Source organism: Clostridium homopropionicum DSM 5847, from assembly GCF_001263795.1.
Lineage (GTDB): Bacteria > Bacillota > Clostridia > Clostridiales > Clostridiaceae > Clostridium_H > Clostridium_H homopropionicum.
Genome location: NZ_LHUR01000011.1, coordinates 183975 through 201866, shown reverse-complemented (window position 1 = coordinate 201866; position 17892 = coordinate 183975). Strand labels below are relative to the sequence as shown.

The window sequence follows — 17892 nt, the reverse complement described above, 5'->3', positions numbered from 1 at the left end:
GAGTAATAAATAAATTAGTTACCATAGGAGGTATAAAATGGATAAGGAAAAGTTACATGGCTGTGGCTGTGAAGATGAGGCTTGTGGCTGTAATAGTGTAGAGGATACTTGTGGTTGTGGATGTGATCATGAAGAAGCATTAATGATTGAATTAGAAGATGAGAATGGAAACATCGTTCCATGTGAAGTAATAGATGGATTCGAATATAAAGACAATGAATATGTTCTAGTTCAAAACCCAGAGGATGAATCAGTTTATCTTTTCAAAGTAGTTGGAGAAGGTGAAGATTCAGAGTTAGTTGTACCAGATGATGAAGAATTTGACGAAGTAACAGCTTATTACGATAGTCTAGTAGAAAACGAAGAAGAATAATTATTAAAAAAGCCGTTGCGATAGCATCGGCTTTTTTAATAAAATATTATATACCTAGGAGTGATTCCATGGAAAGGCTAGCAATATTTGATGTAGATTTTACTATTACAAAGCGTGAAACTCTTATTGAATTATTTTTGTTTATGTTGAAAAAAAATCCTAAATTTATAGTTTTTATTCCTAGAATTATAATGACAGGTTTATTATATGGTATTAAAATGTTTGATGAAAAAAAATCTAAAGAAACCTTTATAAAGTTTATATCAGGAATAGATGAAAAAGAAATGAAGCTTATCGTAAAAGATTTTTATGAAAACAGATTAAGTAAAATTTTATATAAGGATGCAATAGATACTATCAAAAAATTAAAAAGTGAAGGATATAAAATATATTTAATTTCTGCCTCACCAGAGATTTATCTTGAAGAGTTCTATAATATTAAAGAAGTGGATATGGTAATAGGTACTAAGATAAAAGTAGAGGGTGGAAAATACAAAAACAGCATAGAAGGAAAAAACAATAAAGGGGAAGAAAAAGTAAAAAGACTTATGGAAGTTTTGAAAAAGCAAAATATTGAAGTTGACTTTAAAAATTCATATATGTTTTCAGACTCTTTAGCAGATTTACCTTTATTTAATTTAGTTGGCAACCCATATTTAATTAATTATAAGAAAAAGCATAAGGATATAAAAATTTTAAACTGGAAATGAGAGATGATCATATGAGTGAATGTTATAGAAATTTATTTATAAAAAATAGTCAAATACTTAACACAGAAGAGTTCAAAGATGAATATTTAAATAAAGGGAAAGCGTTATATGAAGTCATTAGAATAATTGATGGGATTCCTTTGTTTTTGGAAGATCACTTGGATAGGTTATATAATTCAGAAAAAATTACAGGCTTAAAAATATGGTTAAGTAAAGAAGAAATAAAAGATTCAATTGTTAATTTAGCTAGAGTTAATAAAATAAGTGAAGGAAATGTAAAAATAATATTTAATTTCAAAGAAGGAAATAAGAATTTTTTGGCATATTTTATTAAACACTCCTACCCTAGTGAAGAAATGTATAATAAAGGGGTGACCGTAGGTTTATTTTTTGCTGAAAGAGAAAATCCTACAGCTAAGGTTATTAACTTAAGTCTTAGAGAAGCTACAGATAAAGTAATTAAGGAGAAGGGACTATTTGAAGTGATTTTAGTAGATAAAGATGATTTTATTACTGAAGGCAGTAGGTCAAATATTTTTATGGTAATAAAAGATAAGATATACACGTTTCCTAAAGAAAAAGTGTTGCCAGGTATTACAAGAAATTATGTTATAAAAGCATGTTGCAATTTAGGATATGAGGTTATTGAGAAAAAATTAAACTATAAAGAAATTGATTCACTTGATGGTCTGTTTATTTCTGGGACTTCGCCTAAGGTCCTCCCAATAAACAGAGTAGAAAATATAAATTTTAACCCTCAAAATGAAATTATACAAAATATTAGAGTTCAGTATGAAATAATACTTAAAGATTATATTAAAAAAAATAAAGTAAAAAGTTAAAATTACGATAAAATACTTAAATAATTTATGAATAAAATACTAATAATTTATCAAAATATGGTATACTTTTCTTAAGAGGAAAGTTAAGGAGTGAATTCTTTGAGTATTAAAGTATTTACATCGAAAACCTTAGACGAATGTATTGAATTAGCTTCAACTGAACTCATGATTCCGAAAGATCAATTAGTCTATACAATTATTGAAGAAAAAAAGGGCATATTTATAAGAAAAACATCAATTTCAGTTGAAATCAGTGAGATTGAGAAGGAAAATATTAATGGGAGTATTAAAGTTGAAAACTCCAAAATTATTGTTACAAATCCTGAAGCTGGAGGTAAATCGGCTGCAATAATTCCATCAAAAGGGATAAGCATTTTTATTGATGGAGAAGAGATTGTTAGAAGGACAGAAATCTTTGAAGATAGTGAAATACAAGTAGTTTTTGAAGAAAGTACTGCAGAAAGAAGAATGGATATAAGTATAAGTCCAGATCAAATGGAGGCATATGTAAGTATAAATTATATTCCTCAAAATATATATTCTTTAGATGATGTTAAAGAGAATAGAGAAATCGAGTTGAAACTCTCTTTAATAGAACAAAAATATCCTACACCTTATACCATAAATGAAATATATGATGCTCTATCTGAAAATGGTATAGTATTTGGATTAATTAAAGAAAATATTGAACAGATTCCAACCCTTAAGGAAGTTAATAATTTATTAATTGCAAAAGGGAAAGAAGTTATTGATGGTATTGATGATAAAATTAATATAAAATTTGAAATAGATAGTAGAAATAAAAAGTTAATAGAAAATGTAGATGGTAGAATAGATTATAAAAGCATAGGAAGAATTGAATCTGTTGAACCTGGATTTGTTTTAGCCACAAGAGAAGAAGGACAAGATGGTCAAGATGGAGTTGACGTTAAGGGTAACAAAAAGAAACACAAAATGGCAAAAAAACACCAAATGAAGGCTGGAGATGGATGTGTACTTAAAGATGAAAACATTGTAGTTGCTAGTATTAAAGGAAAGCCATCCTTCAAAGGTAATATATTCTATGTTTATGATGTCCATGTAATTGAGAATGATGTGGATATCAAAACAGGTAATATTGATTTTATTGGAGATGTAATTGTTCATGGAAATGTAAAAGAAGGTATGGAACTAAAAGTTGGTCACGATTTAATTATTAATAAGAATGTGGAAAGTGCCAAAATAAATTCAGTCGGCGATATTGAAATTATTGGGAATGTTATCAATTCAAACATCAATGCTGGAGGAGATGATGTTCTAAAGATAAATAAAATTCATGATTTAGAAATTCTGAACTCACAGTTAACTACATTAATTGATACAGTAAAACATATAAAAGAATTTAATTTGCTTGGCAAAGGAATACATGATGGAGAAATTGTTAAGGTACTAATTGAAAATAAATTTAAACAAATTGCTGTAATAGGTGAAAATTTTATAAAATCTAGTTCACATAGTAATAATAAATGGGAACAAGAATTATGTATTTATATAATTCGTAAATTAGTAGGTTTTGCTCCGTTAAATATTAAAAATGTATCTGAACTAGAATCTATTATTGAAACTGCTGGTAATCTAAAACAATATCTTAGCGGAGCTTTAGCAATGCCAGCTGAAATTAAGCTAAGTTACTGTCAGGATTCAACAATAAAATGCTCAGGAAGTATTTTTATTACAGGGAAAGGGGAATATATATCCTCAATTACTTCTAATGAAAATGTAATATTTGAAAATCCAGGAAGTTTAGCAAGAGGTGGTGTTATAAAAGCTAAAAACGAAATCAAGTGTAAAAAAGTAGGTAGTGAAGGAAGAGTATCTACAAAGCTTATTGTAGAAGCTGGTGGACATATATGGGCTGATGTTGCTTATCAAAATACCTGTTTTATGATAGGTGGAAGAGAATACATTTTAGAAACTGATAGTAAAGATATTCATGCTTATTTAAATAATGAGGGTGAATTAGTTGTTGATAAATTTGTACTTTAGCATTATAGAGGGGGATAGGTTAAAATGAATGAAAAAGAAGTAAAAGTATTAATTTTTTGTATAAACAATGAATACTATGCTACGGACATAATGGAAGTAGAGAGGATATTAGGTTATGAAACACCTACCCAGTTACCAGACTCTCCAGATTTTATAAAAGGTGTAATTAATTATGAAGGTAATATTCTTCCGATAATGAGTTTAGCTAAAAAATTTGGATTACCAAGTGGCGAAATAAAAGATGAAACTAAAATTATTATTGCAAAGCAAGAAAAAAATAAAATTGGAATTATAGTAGATGTTGTATCAGAAGTTTGTGATGTTAAGGTAGAAAACATAGAGGAAGCTCCTGAAATAGTTGCTGGGATATCAAAACGATATATTAAAGGGTTAATAAAGATTAATAAGAAAATAATAATATTCCTAAATCTTGCGACTATACTTACTTCTGAAGAAAAAGAATTAATTTTGAGATAAGGTGTAAATCATGATAATAAGTGAAAAAAGAGTAGGAATTGCAGATTTAAATATAGCATCTCCTCCAGAAAAGCTCATAACTGTAGGCTTAGGTTCTTGCATAGGAATAGCTATTTATGATTCCATAAGCAAAATTGGTGGACTTGCACATATTATGCTTCCGGATAGTACGCAATTTAGTAATATTAATAACCCTATGAAGTTTGCAGATCTTGCTATCCCCTTATTACTTGAAAAGATGAAAAAACAGGGTGCATCTAAGAAAAATTATAAAGCTAAAATAGCTGGTGGAGCATCCATGTTCAACTTTTCTGATAAAAGTATGATTATGGATATTGGCAATAGAAATAGTATGTCAGTTAAAAAGGTATTAAAAGATATGGGCATACCAATTATTAGTGAAGATACTGGCGGAAATAAAGGAAGGACTATGATTTTTGATACAACTAATGGAATTGTCCAAATTAAAACTGTAGGTTTGGGCATAAAAGAAATTTAATGGAGTGATATAATCTTGAAAAAAATTAGAGTTATTGTTGTAGATGATTCAGCCCTAATGAGAAAGGTTATTTCAGATATAGTCAGATCACAAGAGGACATGGAAGTAATAAGCACAGCAAAAAATGGAGAAGACTTACTTGAAAAAGTATCGAAAAATTTGCCTGATGTTATAACCTTAGATGTAGAAATGCCTAAAATGGATGGTATTACTACATTAAAGGAAATGAAATTAAGAAATATAAATGTGCCAATTATTATGTTAAGCAGTATATCTAAAAGAGGTACAGCTTTAACCATGGAATGCCTCGAAAAAGGAGCTTTTGACTTTATACCAAAACCATCTGGGGCCATATCTTTAGACATAGAAAAAGTATCAGAAGAGTTAATAAGTAAAATTAGACTTGCAGCCAATAAGGGTAGTAGTCTGGAAAAAACTTATAACTACACAAAAACTGAGGTTGTTACTCCTAAGCTTGAAAGTGTTCAAGTATCGTGTAGAAATAAACAAAAGATAAATGCTGTATTAATTGGAGCGTCCACTGGAGGTCCTAAGGCACTCTATAAGGTAATAACTGAATTACCAGCAGATTTAGATGTTCCTGTATTTGTTGTACAACATATGCCTGTTGGGTTTACAAAAGCCTTTGCTGAAAGATTAGATTCAAATAGTAAAATTAAGGTTGTTGAAGCGAGCCAAGGTGATAATATTGAAAAAAATGTTGTATATATTGCACCTGGTGGATATCACATGGAAATAGGTTTTGATAAAAGAATTCATTTGAATACTGATCCCACAATATGGGGTGTAAGACCAGCAGTAGATAAACTATTTTCTTCAGCAGTTAAGGTTTATGGTTCTAATTTGCTTAGCGTTGTTCTTACAGGTATGGGAAGAGATGGAGCGGAGGGTACCATAGAGGTCAAAAATAGTGGAGGAATAACAATTTCAGAAGATAAATCTACTTGTACTATTTATGGAATGCCAAGAGCAGCCTTTGAGACTGGAAAGGTTGATGAAGTTATTCCCTTACATGAAATATCAAAAGCAATAGTAAGAAATGTTAAAGCAGTAGGGAGGTAACAAATGGATTTAGAAGAATTTAAAAAATGGGTTTTTAGAGAGTTTAAAATAGATTTATCTGCATATAAATCAAATCAACTAAATAGAAGAATTCTAAGTTTAATGTCGAGAGTAGGAGTTAATTCCGAAGATGAATATGTGGCTTTACTAAAAAAAGATCCAAATCAACGTCAAAAATTTTTAGATTTTATAACTATAAATGTAACAGAATTTTTTAGAAATCCAGAAATTTTTGAAGAATTAAGAAAAAAGATTGAAGAAGAATTAATCCCTAAGCAGAATAATCTGAAAATATGGAGTGCTGCTTGTTCTATAGGTGCTGAACCTTATTCAATTGCAATTATATTAGATAATTTAAGAATAAAAGGAAGACATACTATCTTAGCTACAGATATTGACAGCAGCATCTTAGAAAGAGCAAAGCAAGGGGAATATTTATTGAGTGAAATTAAGAATGTTAAAAGTGAGTATATACAAAAGTATTTTACTCACGTTAACGATAAATATATTATTGATCCTAATATTAAAAAAATGGTAACATTTAAAAAACATGACTTAATTTTAGATAGTTATGAAAGCGGCTTTGATTTAATAGTATGTAGAAATGTTGTAATATATTTTAATCAAGACGTTAAAAATGAGATTTATAGAAAATTTAGCGATTCCTTAAAAAAGGGTGGACTTTTATTTGTAGGTGCAACTGAAAGTATATACAACTATAAAGATTATGGTTTTGAAAAAGCTTCAACTTTCATATACAGGAAGCTATAAGGAGGGAAAAGCATGGATACATCACAATATTTATCAATGTTCCTAGAAGAATCAATTGACAACCTTCAGACCTTAAATGAATCTTTGTTACAACTAGAGCAAGAGCCTGAAGATATAGACAAGCTTAATGAAATATTTAGAGTAGCACATACAATTAAGGGTATGGCAGCTACAATGGGATTTAATGAAATTGCAGAACTAACACATAAGATGGAAGATGTTCTTTCTCAATTTAGAGAGGGTAAGCTGAAGGTAACTCAAAAGGTAGTCACAGTTCTTTTTAGATGCTTAGATACCTTAGAGCAAATGGTAAACAATATATCAGAAGGGATAGAAGCTAGCGTACCTATAGACGACATTATAAGCAGTCTAGAATCTATAGTAGAAGGGCATAATGACGATGAGCTAAATTCATCAAGTGCTGTTAACCAAGAGAAAAATGAAAGTGAAGATTTAAAAGAAGATATACAGGAAAGCAATTTATCTATAGGCGTTAATGAATATGACATTAATATAATTAAACAAGCTAAGGATAAAGGCTATGAAGCACTTCAAATAAAAGTTGTCCTTGATGAAAATACTCTATTAAAATCAGCTAGAGCCTTTCTAATATTCAAAGGCTTAGAAGAGTTTGGAGAAATAATTAAGTGTATACCTTCAGCAGATGATCTTGAAAACGAAAATTTTGATTTTGAAATTGAAATGATATATTTGACACATAAGAGTATAGAAGAAATACGAGAAATCTTATTAAATGTATCTGAAGTTATTGAAGTAACAGTCGATAAATTAAATGTTAACTTAAATAAGAACATAGAAAATGCTGAAAATAATGATGAAAAAGAAAAAACAACTGAAAACAACAATATTAAGATAAAACCTGCTGAAAAAAATGTAATTAAAATGGAAGAGGTAAACCAACAAATTAAACCAAAAGAAGTTGAAAAAAATAGCGAAGAGAAAAAACAGAAGAAGGTTCATCAATCCGTAAGAGTTGACCTTGAAAGGCTAGACAAATTTATGAATATGGTATCAGAACTTGTAATACACAGAACTAGATTAGAACAAATTAGTTCCAATTACAAAGCTACTGATTTAAATGAAACCTTAGAACAAGTAGCAAGAACTACTTCGGATTTACAAGACTTAGTTATGAAGATAAGAATGTTACCTTTAGAAACTGTATTTAACAGATTCCCAAGAATGGTAAGAGATTTATCAGTAGAACTAGATAAAGATATTGAATTTATTGTAAGGGGAGCAGAGACAGAGTTAGACAGAACAGTTATTGATGAAATTGGAGAACCTTTAATTCACTTAATTAGAAATGCTGCTGATCATGGAATAGAATCCAGAGAAAAGAGAATGGTTAAAGGTAAGAACCCAACAGGTACTATTAAGCTTATCGCTTATCAAGAGGGTACTAAAGCTATTATCAAAGTAGAAGATGATGGCGGTGGAATAGATGTTGAAAAAGTTCGTGCAAAAGCTCATAAAATAGGTATTAATACAGATGGAATGAGTGAGGCTGATATAAAAAATCTTATTTTCGCTCAAGGCTTTAGCACTAATGAAGTTGTTACAGACATTTCAGGACGTGGAGTAGGAATGGATGTTGTAAAAACTAAAATAAGCTCACTTGGAGGAACTGTGGACGTCATTAGTGAAATAGGAAAAGGTTCAACCTTTATAATAAGATTACCTCTAACTCTTCAAATAATTCAAGCCTTATTAGTTAAAGTTGGAACTGAGACAATGGCAATATCTCTTGGATATATAGATAGAGTCATTGACTTTAATGAAAAGAAAGTTATGAAGACTGACAACAAAGAGGTTATTGTGTATAATGAAAATGTTATTCCTTTAATAAGGGTTTATGAAAAATTAGAAATTCCAAAAGCTAATTCTGGAAAAAGCTATATTGTAATAGTAAAAGTTGGAGAAAAAACGGTTGGTCTTTTAGTAGATGGATTATTAGGACAGCAAGAAACTGTTATTAAGTCTTTAGGAAAAACCCTAAAGAACTCAAAAGAATATATAGGTGCTACAATTTATGGAGATGGACTAGTAACTCTTATACTTGATGTGTCTGCTCTAATATAAGGAGGAATTTAGAATGAGTTATCTCGATATGACTCCTATGCAACTAGATGCACTAAGAGAAGTAGGCAATATTGGAGCAGGGAATGCCGCTACTGCCTTATCACAACTACTAGGTAAGACAGTAGATATGACAGTACCAGCTGTAAATATTGTACCTTTTGATGATGTTTTCTCTGGAGATGGTACTGAGAAGGTTGTAATAGGAATAATTGTAAGAGTTCTTGGTGATACACCTGGTAATATATTGTTTGTTTTAGAAAGAGATACTGCTTTTCAAATAATAAAATCACTTACTGGTGAAGAGTCAGAACAGTTGACTGAAATGGGTACTTCAGTACTTTGTGAAATGGGAAATATTATAGCTACATCATACATGAATGCTATAGCCAAATTTACAAATTTAGCTATAACGCCTTCTGTACCCGCAGTTAGCTATGACATGATGGGGGCTATTTTATCTACAACATTTATTGAATCAGGACAATTTGATGAACAAGTGCTTGATTTAGAAACTAGATTTTTGCAAAACAGAGATGAAGAAATCAGTGGACACTTTTATTATATCCCAATGCCGGGATCACTAGAAAAAATATTAAATACATTAGGAGTAAATTAATGGAGGTTATAAACAGATGGCTAGAGTATTAATTGTTGATGATGCTGCTTTTATGAGAATGATGATCAAAGATATATTAGAAAAAAATGGGTATCAAGTAGTTGGGGAGGCTAGCAACGGTCTTAAGGCAGTAGAAATTTATAAAGCTGAAAAACCAGATGTTGTAACAATGGATATTACTATGCCTGATATGGATGGTATTGAAGCTGTAAAGGCAATTAAAGCTTTTGATTCAGCAGCAAGAATTATAATGTGCAGCGCTATGGGACAACAAACGATGGTTATGGATGCAATAAGATCAGGAGCAAGGGATTTTATAGTAAAACCATTTCAAGCTGAAAGAGTTTTAGAAGCTATTAGAAAAGCAGTGGGCTAAATTTAAGGAGGAGTGAAAAGTGCAAGTAGTTATATTTAATCTAGGAGATGAACAATTTGCAGTTGAAACTGCTAGCGTTCAAGGTATTAATGATATTATGGAAATAACAAAAGTACCTAAAGCTCCACAATATATTAAAGGTCTTATAAACCTAAGAGGAAATGTAATATCACTACTAGATATAAATTTATTATTAAATATTAAAAAGAATACAGAAGTTGAACAAAGTAATATAATTATTCTAAAAATGGAAGATGAACAAGTTGGTATTACAGTAGATCAAGTAGATGAGGTTTTAGAAGTTGAAGAAAATATAATTGAAAAAGTAGATGAACAAAGGAAAACCTATATTAAAGGTGTAATTAATTTTCAAGATAGAGTGGTAACTTTAATTGATATAGATAAGTTGTTTGCAAATTAGATATAGAAATGAGGTACAAACATGGCAGACGTATTGTCACAAGGAGAAATAGATGCCCTTTTATCTGCCTTGGACTCTGGTGAATTAAATCCTGAAGAACTTGAAAAAGAAGAAGAGAAACAGAAGGTTAAACCTTATGACTTTAGAAGACCTCAAAAGTTTTCAAAGGATCATATTAGAACCTTAGAACTTGTTCATGATAATTTTGCCAGGATAATTTCTAATTATTTAAGTGCTCAGGTTAGAACAAATGTAAAAATAAAGATAGAAACTGTTCAACAGATTACCTACGAGGAGTTTATTCACTCAGTACCTAACCCTACTATATTAACAATATTTAAAATGCCCCCATTAAGTGGTTCTATACTTTTTGAAACAAATCCTCAATTTGTGTATCAAATAATAGATGTATTGCTGGGAGGTTCAGGATTAGGGCCATATAAGTCAAGAGAGTTTACTGATATTGATAAAAACATAATTAGGCAAGTGAATATGGGGGTAATTGCTAACCTGAAACTTGCATGGGAAGATGTATTAGAAGTTGAACCGGAAATAGAAGGACTTGAAACTAATCCGGCTTTAAATCAAACCTTAGCTCCAACTGAACCAGTTGCTTTAATAACTTTTTCTGTTGAAATGGGAGGTAACAGCACATTTATTAATATATGTATACCATATTTGAGCATTGAAAAAGTATTAGATAAACTGGTGGTGCAATACTGGTTTAGAGAAAATGACGCAGACATATTAGAGGAATCTAAACAAAAACTTAGAAAGAGAATAGGCGTTGTTGATTTATCTGTAACAGCTGTACTTGGAAGCACTAACATTTCCGTTGGAGAATTCTTAAGGCTTTCTATAGGTGATATTGTAACCTTAGATAATGCTACTACAACCCCTGTCAAAGTTTTAGTTGGAGATCAGCCTTATTTATGCGCGAAACCAGGAATTGTTGGTAAAAATAAGGGCGTTCAGATACTAGATATTATTGATAAGGATGTGGAAAACTATGAGTAGTGATAATGGATTCCTTTCACAAGATGAAATAGATGCTCTTTTAAATGGAGGTGGGAGCAGTGAACCTCCTAAAGAACCATCTGAACCATCTTCTGGAGGAAGTACAGATAATAAAATATCAGAAAGTAAGGAAAAACCTAAAGTAGAACATGCATCCATTTCTGATATTGAAATAGATTTACTTGGAGAAATTGGGAATATTTCCATGGGGTCTGCTTCAACTGCTCTTTCAACTATATTAGGGCAGCCAGTTAATATTACTACCCCAACAGTTGAAGTTACAACCTTAAATGAAATGAGAGATAGCTTTGACATTCCTAATATCGCTTTAGAAGTAAAATACATAAGTGGTATAATTGGTGGGAATCTATTAGTTATGAAGATGACTGATGCTGCAGTAATAGCAGATCTTATGATGGGCAAGGATGGAAAAGGCGTTGAAGAGAAAAAAGAACTTTCCGAGCTGGAAATAAGTGCAGTGTCAGAGGCTATGAATCAAATGATTGGTTCAGCAGCTACCTCAATGGCTACAATGTTTGCAAGAGAGGTAAATATATCTCCTCCTACTTCTAAAATATGGGAAGATATAACATCTCCATTAGCTGAAGGTATAAGTGAATATGAGGATATAATAAAGGTCTCCTTCAGAATGACCATTGGAGATCTAGTTGATAGTACTATAATGCAGGTTCTGCCAATAGCTACTGCCAAGAAAATAGTATCTATAATGATGGGACAGGAGGAGCCAGAGGTAAAGCAACCTGGACCTAAGCAGCAAGCGGCAGCTCCAACCCAAATACAGGCTCAAGCTCCTGTAAATGCTCCTCAGCCACAGGTTCAACCTAAGCCTGCTGAAATGTATTATGAACCTGCCTATACTGCACCTATACAACCGGTGAATGTACAACAAGCAAGCTTCCAGCCTCTTCAACAGATGGCTGTACATGAGGGACCAAAAAACATAGATTTAATTTTAGATGTGCCTCTTGAAATTTCTGTAGTATTAGGAAAAGCAAAGTTATCTATTAAAGATGTATTAGCATTAGGAACAGGATCTCTAATTGAATTAGATAAATTAGCTGAAGAGCCAGTTGAAATTCATGTAAATGGTAAAAAGGTTGCTTATGGAGAAGTGGTAGTTGTAGACGAAAACTTTGGAGTAAGAATAGTAAATATAGTAAGCAGTGAGGATAGAGTTAAATCTCTAAAAGGATAGAAAGTTTTGGTGTGTTTGAGAAATATATTTTATGTATCAGTAAAATAGATTTTTTCAAATACACTTTTTATTTTTTAGAATAAAATTTCTTTATATTTTTTAAGCGAAATTTAATTAGGTTATATATATAATTAAATATGAAGTTTTTCTTGCAAATGACTTTCTTTTTTATTTAAATGTGTAAACTTTGTATTCATTACTTCGATAATATAAGCAGATGAAATAGATATTTGGGGAGTGTAAAATATGAAAATTTCAGGTACATCAGTAAATAATGTTATAAATATTTATGAAAAAAATAAAAGAGAAATTATCAAAAATAAAGAAATAACTAAAAATGACTATATAGAAATATCTTCTTTAGGGAAATCTTTAAGTTCCTATGGAGAGGACGTTAATAAAATTTCATCTGCAGAAAAAATTGAAAAAATTAGAATGGAAATATCAAGAGGCACTTATTCTATAGATGCAAATTTAATTGCTAAATCAATGATAAACGTAATGAAAGCTAGAAGTGTATAAAGTTTTCTTAATATAAGAGGTGAAAATAGACTTTATGAATAAGGATGAAATAATTTATTCATTAAATAAAATAATTGGTGAAGAAATAACAGCATTAGATGAACTGTTGAAGCTTATGGAAGAACAGCATTTATATGTTGTTAAGAATGATGTTTTTAATATGGAATCAATTGTCGAAAAAATAAAATTATGCAATAAGACTGTTGCATCCTTGGAATTGAAGAGGCGAGCAATTACAAAAGATTTTACTCAAGAAAAAACTCTACCTCAGTTTTTAGAAGAATTAGATAATGAGGAATTGAGTAGTAACTTTAAAAAAATTAAAGCTATTTTGGAAGAATTAAGACTACAGAAGGATACTAACGAAATGCTATTAAAACAAGGCATAGGCTTTGTGAATAATATGCTTATTCTATTAAATCCTGATAGACAGGCTAAAACTTATAATGGATATGGGAAAATAGGAAGATAGTAACCAGTAACCAAGGCCCAGTAACAAGTTTTTTAGCCCAAGATTTTGTCAGTTCACTACCTACTGGCAACTGGTTACTGGTTACTAAAAATAAAGGGGTGTTTAAATGTCTGGATTATTTGCAACATTTAATGTAGGGAAAAGGGGATTGTTTGCACAGCAAAAGGCAATTGATGTAACTTCCCATAATATAGCAAATGCTAATACAGAAGGCTATTCAAGGCAAAGGGCAATAATGGAAACCACTAGACCTTTTGGAATGCCTGCATTAAATAGTATATCTGGCCCAGGACAAGTTGGAACTGGAGTTGAAGTTTCAGCTATACAGAGAATAAGAGATAATTTTATGGATTTTCAAGTAAGAAGGGAAAATAGTACTCTTGGACAATATGAAGCAAGAGATAAATATTTAAGTGAAATAGAAAATATTTTTAATGAACCTTCTGATACAGGTATTTCAACTTTAATAGGAAAATTTTTTGATTCTTGGGAGCAATTATCAAAACAAGCTGAAACCTCAAATGCAAGAACTATTGTAGCTCAGCAATCAGCGGCATTAGCAGATGGACTAAATCATGCTTATAATCAATTAACAGAACTTAAGAGAAATGCACAAGAATCTATTAAACAATCAGTTTATGATTCAAATGCACTTCTTGATAGAATAGATAAATTGAATCAGCAGATAATTAGCGTAAAGGTTTCTGGAATGGAACCTAATGATTTAATGGATAAAAGAGATTTACTCTTAGATGAATTAAGTCAAAAATTTAATATTAATGTAGAAGATGATAATTTTTACTCAATAAATCTTAAGCCTGAGTATACTTCAACACCTGATGGAAGCAGAGAAATAGAAAATCCATTATTAGTTAGGAAAAATCCAAATGAGGCTGTTAGAAGGCTTTCATATGTTAAAACCTTAGTACCAGATGATGGACAAAAACAAGGAGAAGCAGGAGTTTATACAATCACTTATCTTAGAAATGGCGATAAGGATCAAGAAGCTACTTTTAAAGTTAAAATAGATTCAGAGGAAGAATATAAAAGACTAGAACAATGCAGAGTTATTTGGTCTCAAAATGATAAGAATAATGATAGCAAAGATGGTTTAGCTATAGATGTTAACGGAGCTGTAATAGAAAGCGATGACACAATTGAGTTTGAAAAGTTAGGGTTATTTGAACTTAAGAACGATACCAATAGAGGTGAGCTTAAGGGATATATGTCAGTACAGAAGGATGTAGATGATTATATTGAACAGCTAAATAAGTTGGCTAAAGCTGTAGCATTCTCTGTAAATGCTGTTCATAGCGGAAAAACAGCAAGTGGTGAGGATTATATGCCTTTCTTTGTAAATTCAGAAGCAGCTAAATACACTATTAATGGTAATAAAAATTATTTATATGATATAAATAACCCTGGAGATACGACTAATTTAACTAATGTATTAAATGCAGAAGTTGATATAAATGCAGGAAACATAAGTATAAATAAACAAATATTAGATGATGTTATGCAAATTAAAACAAGAACTAATGATGATCAGTTTAATGTTGCTTCATTAAATGATGTAGATGGAGAAAAAGATGGTAAAAGAGCATTAGCTATAGCTCAACTAAGAGATGCTTTAATTAAAATTCAAAGTATAGATGTGAAATACACAGATAGAGAATCCTTCATTAAAAATATGACTGGAGCTGGCGGCGGTACAGGAGCCTTGACTTTTGACTCGGATTTAGGACTAAATACTATTTCAAGTAATATTAATGGTATGAAGGTTGATAGTTATTTTAAAGATACAATTGATAAGCTTGGAGTCCAAGAACAGGAAGCACAAAGAATAGTAAAAAATCAAGGTGTACTTCTACAAGGCTTCCAAGAGAGAAGAGATTCCATATCCGGTGTGTCTCTTGACGAAGAAATGGCAAATCTTGTTCAATACCAGCATGCCTACCAAGCTAACGCAAAAATTGTTGCCACTGTTGATGAACTGCTGGATGTAGTGGTGAATGGGCTTAAGAGGTAATTGACAATTGATAATTGACAATTGACAATGAATGAAATTTTGCTTATGCAAAATTAAATTATAATGGGGAGAAGATATGATTTGAAAGATAATATTGTATATGAAAAAGCTTTCAAATTTGCTATTCAAATAGTGGGTTTATATAAATATTTGTGTAAAGAGAAAAATGAGTATATTCTTTCAAAACAAGTATTAAGGGCGGGAACAAGTATAGGAGCTAACATAAAAGAAGGTACTGAGGGACAAAGTACAAGAGATTTTTTATCTAAGATGAGCATAGCTTTAAAAGAGGCTTCTGAGACTGAATATTGGTTAGAACTTTTGATATCAACTAATTATATTGAGAAAGAGTTATTTAAAGATATATTAGATGATTGCAAAGAGTTAAACAGGATCCTAACGGCTATTATAAGGACAACGAAGAATAAATTGTAGAAAAGGTGTTAATCGATACTTTAAAAGAATTAGTAAACCTCGGCCTATCGGCTTGCGTCTTAGGACGCTGATTAAAAAATAATTTTTAATTTTTATGCTACTGCATAAAAATATCAACAATTGTCCATTGTGCATTGTCAATTGTCAATTGATTTTAGGAGGTACTAAAGTGAGAATTACTAATAAAATGCTTTCAAACACTTTCTTAAGCGATATGAGGACAAACTTAGAAAATATGAAAAAAATGCAGCAACAAATGACTTCGGGAAAGGAAATTAGAAAGCCTTCAGATGATCCTTTTAAAGCTGCACGTTCTATGCAATTACATACTGATATAAACACAAATAAGCAATATAATGAAAATATAAGTGATACAATAAATTGGTTAGATACAACAGATACAGCCTTAGGTCAAGTAGGTGACGTACTTCAAAGAGTTAGAGAACTATTAATTGGTTCTGGAAATGCGGCATATAGCGAAAATGAAAGAACAGCCATTAAAGATGAAATAAATGAAAAGATTGGTGAGATTGCTCAAATTTTAAATACTAACTTTGATGGAGCATATATATTTGGAGGATCTAGAGGTACTACTAAGCCTGTTGATGCAATCGGAGGAGTAGATTATAAAAATGCATCAAGAATACAAGGACCTATAGGAAAAAACTCAAAAATTGAATTTGTATATAATAGTACTACTTATACTGTACTAATAAGTGATTCAAATTCTGGCAGTATTACTAGCATTGCCAATGAAATTAATAATAAAATTGCAACAGATGCTACTCTTGCTGACATAAAAGATAAAATAAAAGTTATGCCAAATCTATCTGAAGGTTCATTAATGATGATTACAAACGAAGAAGGGATTACTTCTAAGCTAACAACAGATATTTATAGCCAAACTATAGCTGCTGATGGCACTGGATTAAACATAGGAGATACTACTAAAAATAAGTCTATACAAATAGGTAATATTAAAATAGCAATTAGCAAAGATGAAAATGATTTAGATACAGTAGTTAGTAAAATAGAAAAAGAAATACAAGGTAGTGAAGAACTAAAGGGCAGAATTAAAGTAGAGAAGGATGGAACTAACTTTAAATTTACTGCTATAGACAATACATTAAGCATAAAGATAGATAATGACACCAGTGATAATACAAATTCTATTATAGAAGAAAGCTTTACTACTACTTCAACAGTGGAAGAGGATGTAACACTTAATAAGGTTTCCATGTCTAATATTCAAAATACTCAACTAGTATATTATAAAAAATCTGGGGGATTTCTAGATAATATTAGTGATCCTAATAGTGCTGACAGCTTACAATATAATCAAATAGGAACTAAATTAAAGGTTCAAATTTCTCAAGGGGTTATAATGGATTACAATGTAACAGCTACAGAAATATTAGAATTTAAAAACAACAGTGGCAAGGAACTGGATTTAAAAGAAATATTTAACTCAATAACTAATCATTTAGATGGAAAAGATTCCAGTGGAACAACAATAGATAATGATGCTGTTAAAAATTTACTTAAGGATGATCTTCAAAATATAACTGATACGATTTCAAACCTATTGAAAATTCGTTCTGAAGTAGGAGCAAAACAAAATAGAATGGATAGCGCAAAGGAAAAAAATGAAGACTCTAACTTCAATATGACTGAAATTTTATCTAAAAACGAGGATATTGATATAACAGAAAAAACCATGGAGTTCGCTGTAATGCAAACAGTTTATATTGCATCCCTTCAAACCAGTGCAAAGGTTATTCAGCCATCATTGTTAGATTATCTTGGATAGTAAAAATAAGCTTCTGAAAAAATAATCGCTAATCTTTAATCACTAATCGCTATAAGACAAAACAATTATTTTAAATAAGTTAGCTACTAGAGAAT

Annotated in this window: 19 protein-coding genes; all 19 read left to right on the top strand. The window is 30.6% G+C overall.

Going from position 1 to position 17892, the window contains the following annotated elements:
- Nucleotides 1-37 precede the first annotated feature (37 nt).
- The 19 genes from CLHOM_RS03215 to flgL all read left to right on the top strand — a co-directional run bounded on the left by CLHOM_RS03215 (nt 38) and on the right by flgL (nt 17797).
- The gene (locus CLHOM_RS03215) at nt 38-373 is read left to right on the top strand and encodes a DUF1292 domain-containing protein (protein WP_052220245.1); all 336 of its coding nucleotides are present in this window, start codon (nt 38-40) and stop codon (nt 371-373) included.
- 68 nt (nt 374-441) lie between these two features.
- Nucleotides 442-1083, top strand: a complete 642-nt coding sequence (locus CLHOM_RS03210) for an HAD-IB family hydrolase (protein WP_052220244.1) — start codon at nt 442-444, stop codon at nt 1081-1083.
- 11 nt (nt 1084-1094) lie between these two features.
- A complete protein-coding gene (locus tag CLHOM_RS03205) occupies nt 1095-1925 on the top strand; it encodes an aminotransferase class IV (RefSeq protein ID WP_052220243.1) in 831 nt (276 codons plus the stop codon).
- A 90-nt stretch (nt 1926-2015) separates the two neighbouring features.
- A complete protein-coding gene (locus CLHOM_RS03200) occupies nt 2016-3950 on the top strand; it encodes a flagellar assembly protein A (RefSeq protein ID WP_052220242.1) in 1935 nt (644 codons plus the stop codon).
- A gap of 24 nt (nt 3951-3974) precedes the next feature.
- Nucleotides 3975-4427 carry a chemotaxis protein CheW gene (locus tag CLHOM_RS03195; RefSeq protein ID WP_052220241.1) on the top strand — a complete coding sequence of 151 codons (453 nt, stop codon included), beginning with the start codon at nt 3975-3977 and terminating at the stop codon, nt 4425-4427.
- A 10-nt stretch (nt 4428-4437) separates the two neighbouring features.
- On the top strand, nt 4438-4926 hold the full coding sequence (locus CLHOM_RS03190) for a chemotaxis protein CheD (protein WP_052220240.1): 489 nt from the start codon (nt 4438-4440) through the stop codon (nt 4924-4926).
- A 15-nt stretch (nt 4927-4941) separates the two neighbouring features.
- Nucleotides 4942-6009 carry a protein-glutamate methylesterase/protein-glutamine glutaminase gene (locus CLHOM_RS03185; RefSeq protein WP_052220239.1) on the top strand — a complete coding sequence of 356 codons (1068 nt, stop codon included), beginning with the start codon at nt 4942-4944 and terminating at the stop codon, nt 6007-6009.
- Nucleotides 6010-6012: 3 nt separating this feature from the next.
- Nucleotides 6013-6780 (top strand): CheR family methyltransferase, encoded by a 768-nt coding sequence (locus CLHOM_RS03180; protein ID WP_052220238.1) that lies wholly within the window; start codon nt 6013-6015, stop codon nt 6778-6780.
- Between the two features lie 12 nt (nt 6781-6792).
- On the top strand, nt 6793-8883 hold the full coding sequence (locus tag CLHOM_RS03175; protein ID WP_052220237.1) for a chemotaxis protein CheA: 2091 nt from the start codon (nt 6793-6795) through the stop codon (nt 8881-8883).
- 13 nt (nt 8884-8896) lie between these two features.
- On the top strand, nt 8897-9499 hold the full coding sequence (locus tag CLHOM_RS03170) for a chemotaxis protein CheC (RefSeq protein ID WP_052220236.1): 603 nt from the start codon (nt 8897-8899) through the stop codon (nt 9497-9499).
- A 16-nt stretch (nt 9500-9515) separates the two neighbouring features.
- The gene (locus tag CLHOM_RS03165; RefSeq protein WP_052220235.1) at nt 9516-9875 is read left to right on the top strand and encodes a response regulator; all 360 of its coding nucleotides are present in this window, start codon (nt 9516-9518) and stop codon (nt 9873-9875) included.
- Between the two features lie 19 nt (nt 9876-9894).
- Nucleotides 9895-10296, top strand: a complete 402-nt coding sequence (locus tag CLHOM_RS03160; RefSeq protein ID WP_052220234.1) for a chemotaxis protein CheW — start codon at nt 9895-9897, stop codon at nt 10294-10296.
- A gap of 21 nt (nt 10297-10317) precedes the next feature.
- The gene (fliM, locus tag CLHOM_RS03155) at nt 10318-11313 is read left to right on the top strand and encodes a flagellar motor switch protein FliM (RefSeq protein ID WP_052220233.1); all 996 of its coding nucleotides are present in this window, start codon (nt 10318-10320) and stop codon (nt 11311-11313) included.
- Nucleotides 11306-12529: a flagellar motor switch phosphatase FliY gene (gene fliY / locus CLHOM_RS03150; protein WP_242846729.1), complete on the top strand. Its 1224-nt coding sequence runs from the start codon at nt 11306-11308 to the stop codon at nt 12527-12529. The genes fliM and fliY overlap by 8 nt, the downstream gene beginning before the upstream one ends.
- Before the next feature lie 246 nt (nt 12530-12775).
- A complete protein-coding gene (locus CLHOM_RS03145; RefSeq protein WP_052220231.1) occupies nt 12776-13051 on the top strand; it encodes a flagellar biosynthesis anti-sigma factor FlgM in 276 nt (91 codons plus the stop codon).
- A gap of 34 nt (nt 13052-13085) precedes the next feature.
- Nucleotides 13086-13523, top strand: a complete 438-nt coding sequence (locus CLHOM_RS03140; RefSeq protein WP_052220230.1) for a flagellar protein FlgN — start codon at nt 13086-13088, stop codon at nt 13521-13523.
- Between the two features lie 106 nt (nt 13524-13629).
- The gene (gene flgK / locus CLHOM_RS03135) at nt 13630-15552 is read left to right on the top strand and encodes a flagellar hook-associated protein FlgK (RefSeq protein WP_052220229.1); all 1923 of its coding nucleotides are present in this window, start codon (nt 13630-13632) and stop codon (nt 15550-15552) included.
- Between the two features lie 81 nt (nt 15553-15633).
- Nucleotides 15634-15987, top strand: coding sequence for a four helix bundle protein (locus tag CLHOM_RS03130; protein ID WP_052220228.1), 354 nt, complete (start codon nt 15634-15636; stop codon nt 15985-15987).
- 169 nt (nt 15988-16156) lie between these two features.
- The gene (gene flgL / locus CLHOM_RS18650) at nt 16157-17797 is read left to right on the top strand and encodes a flagellar hook-associated protein FlgL (RefSeq protein WP_242846728.1); all 1641 of its coding nucleotides are present in this window, start codon (nt 16157-16159) and stop codon (nt 17795-17797) included.
- The last annotated feature ends 95 nt before the right edge of the window (nt 17798-17892 follow it).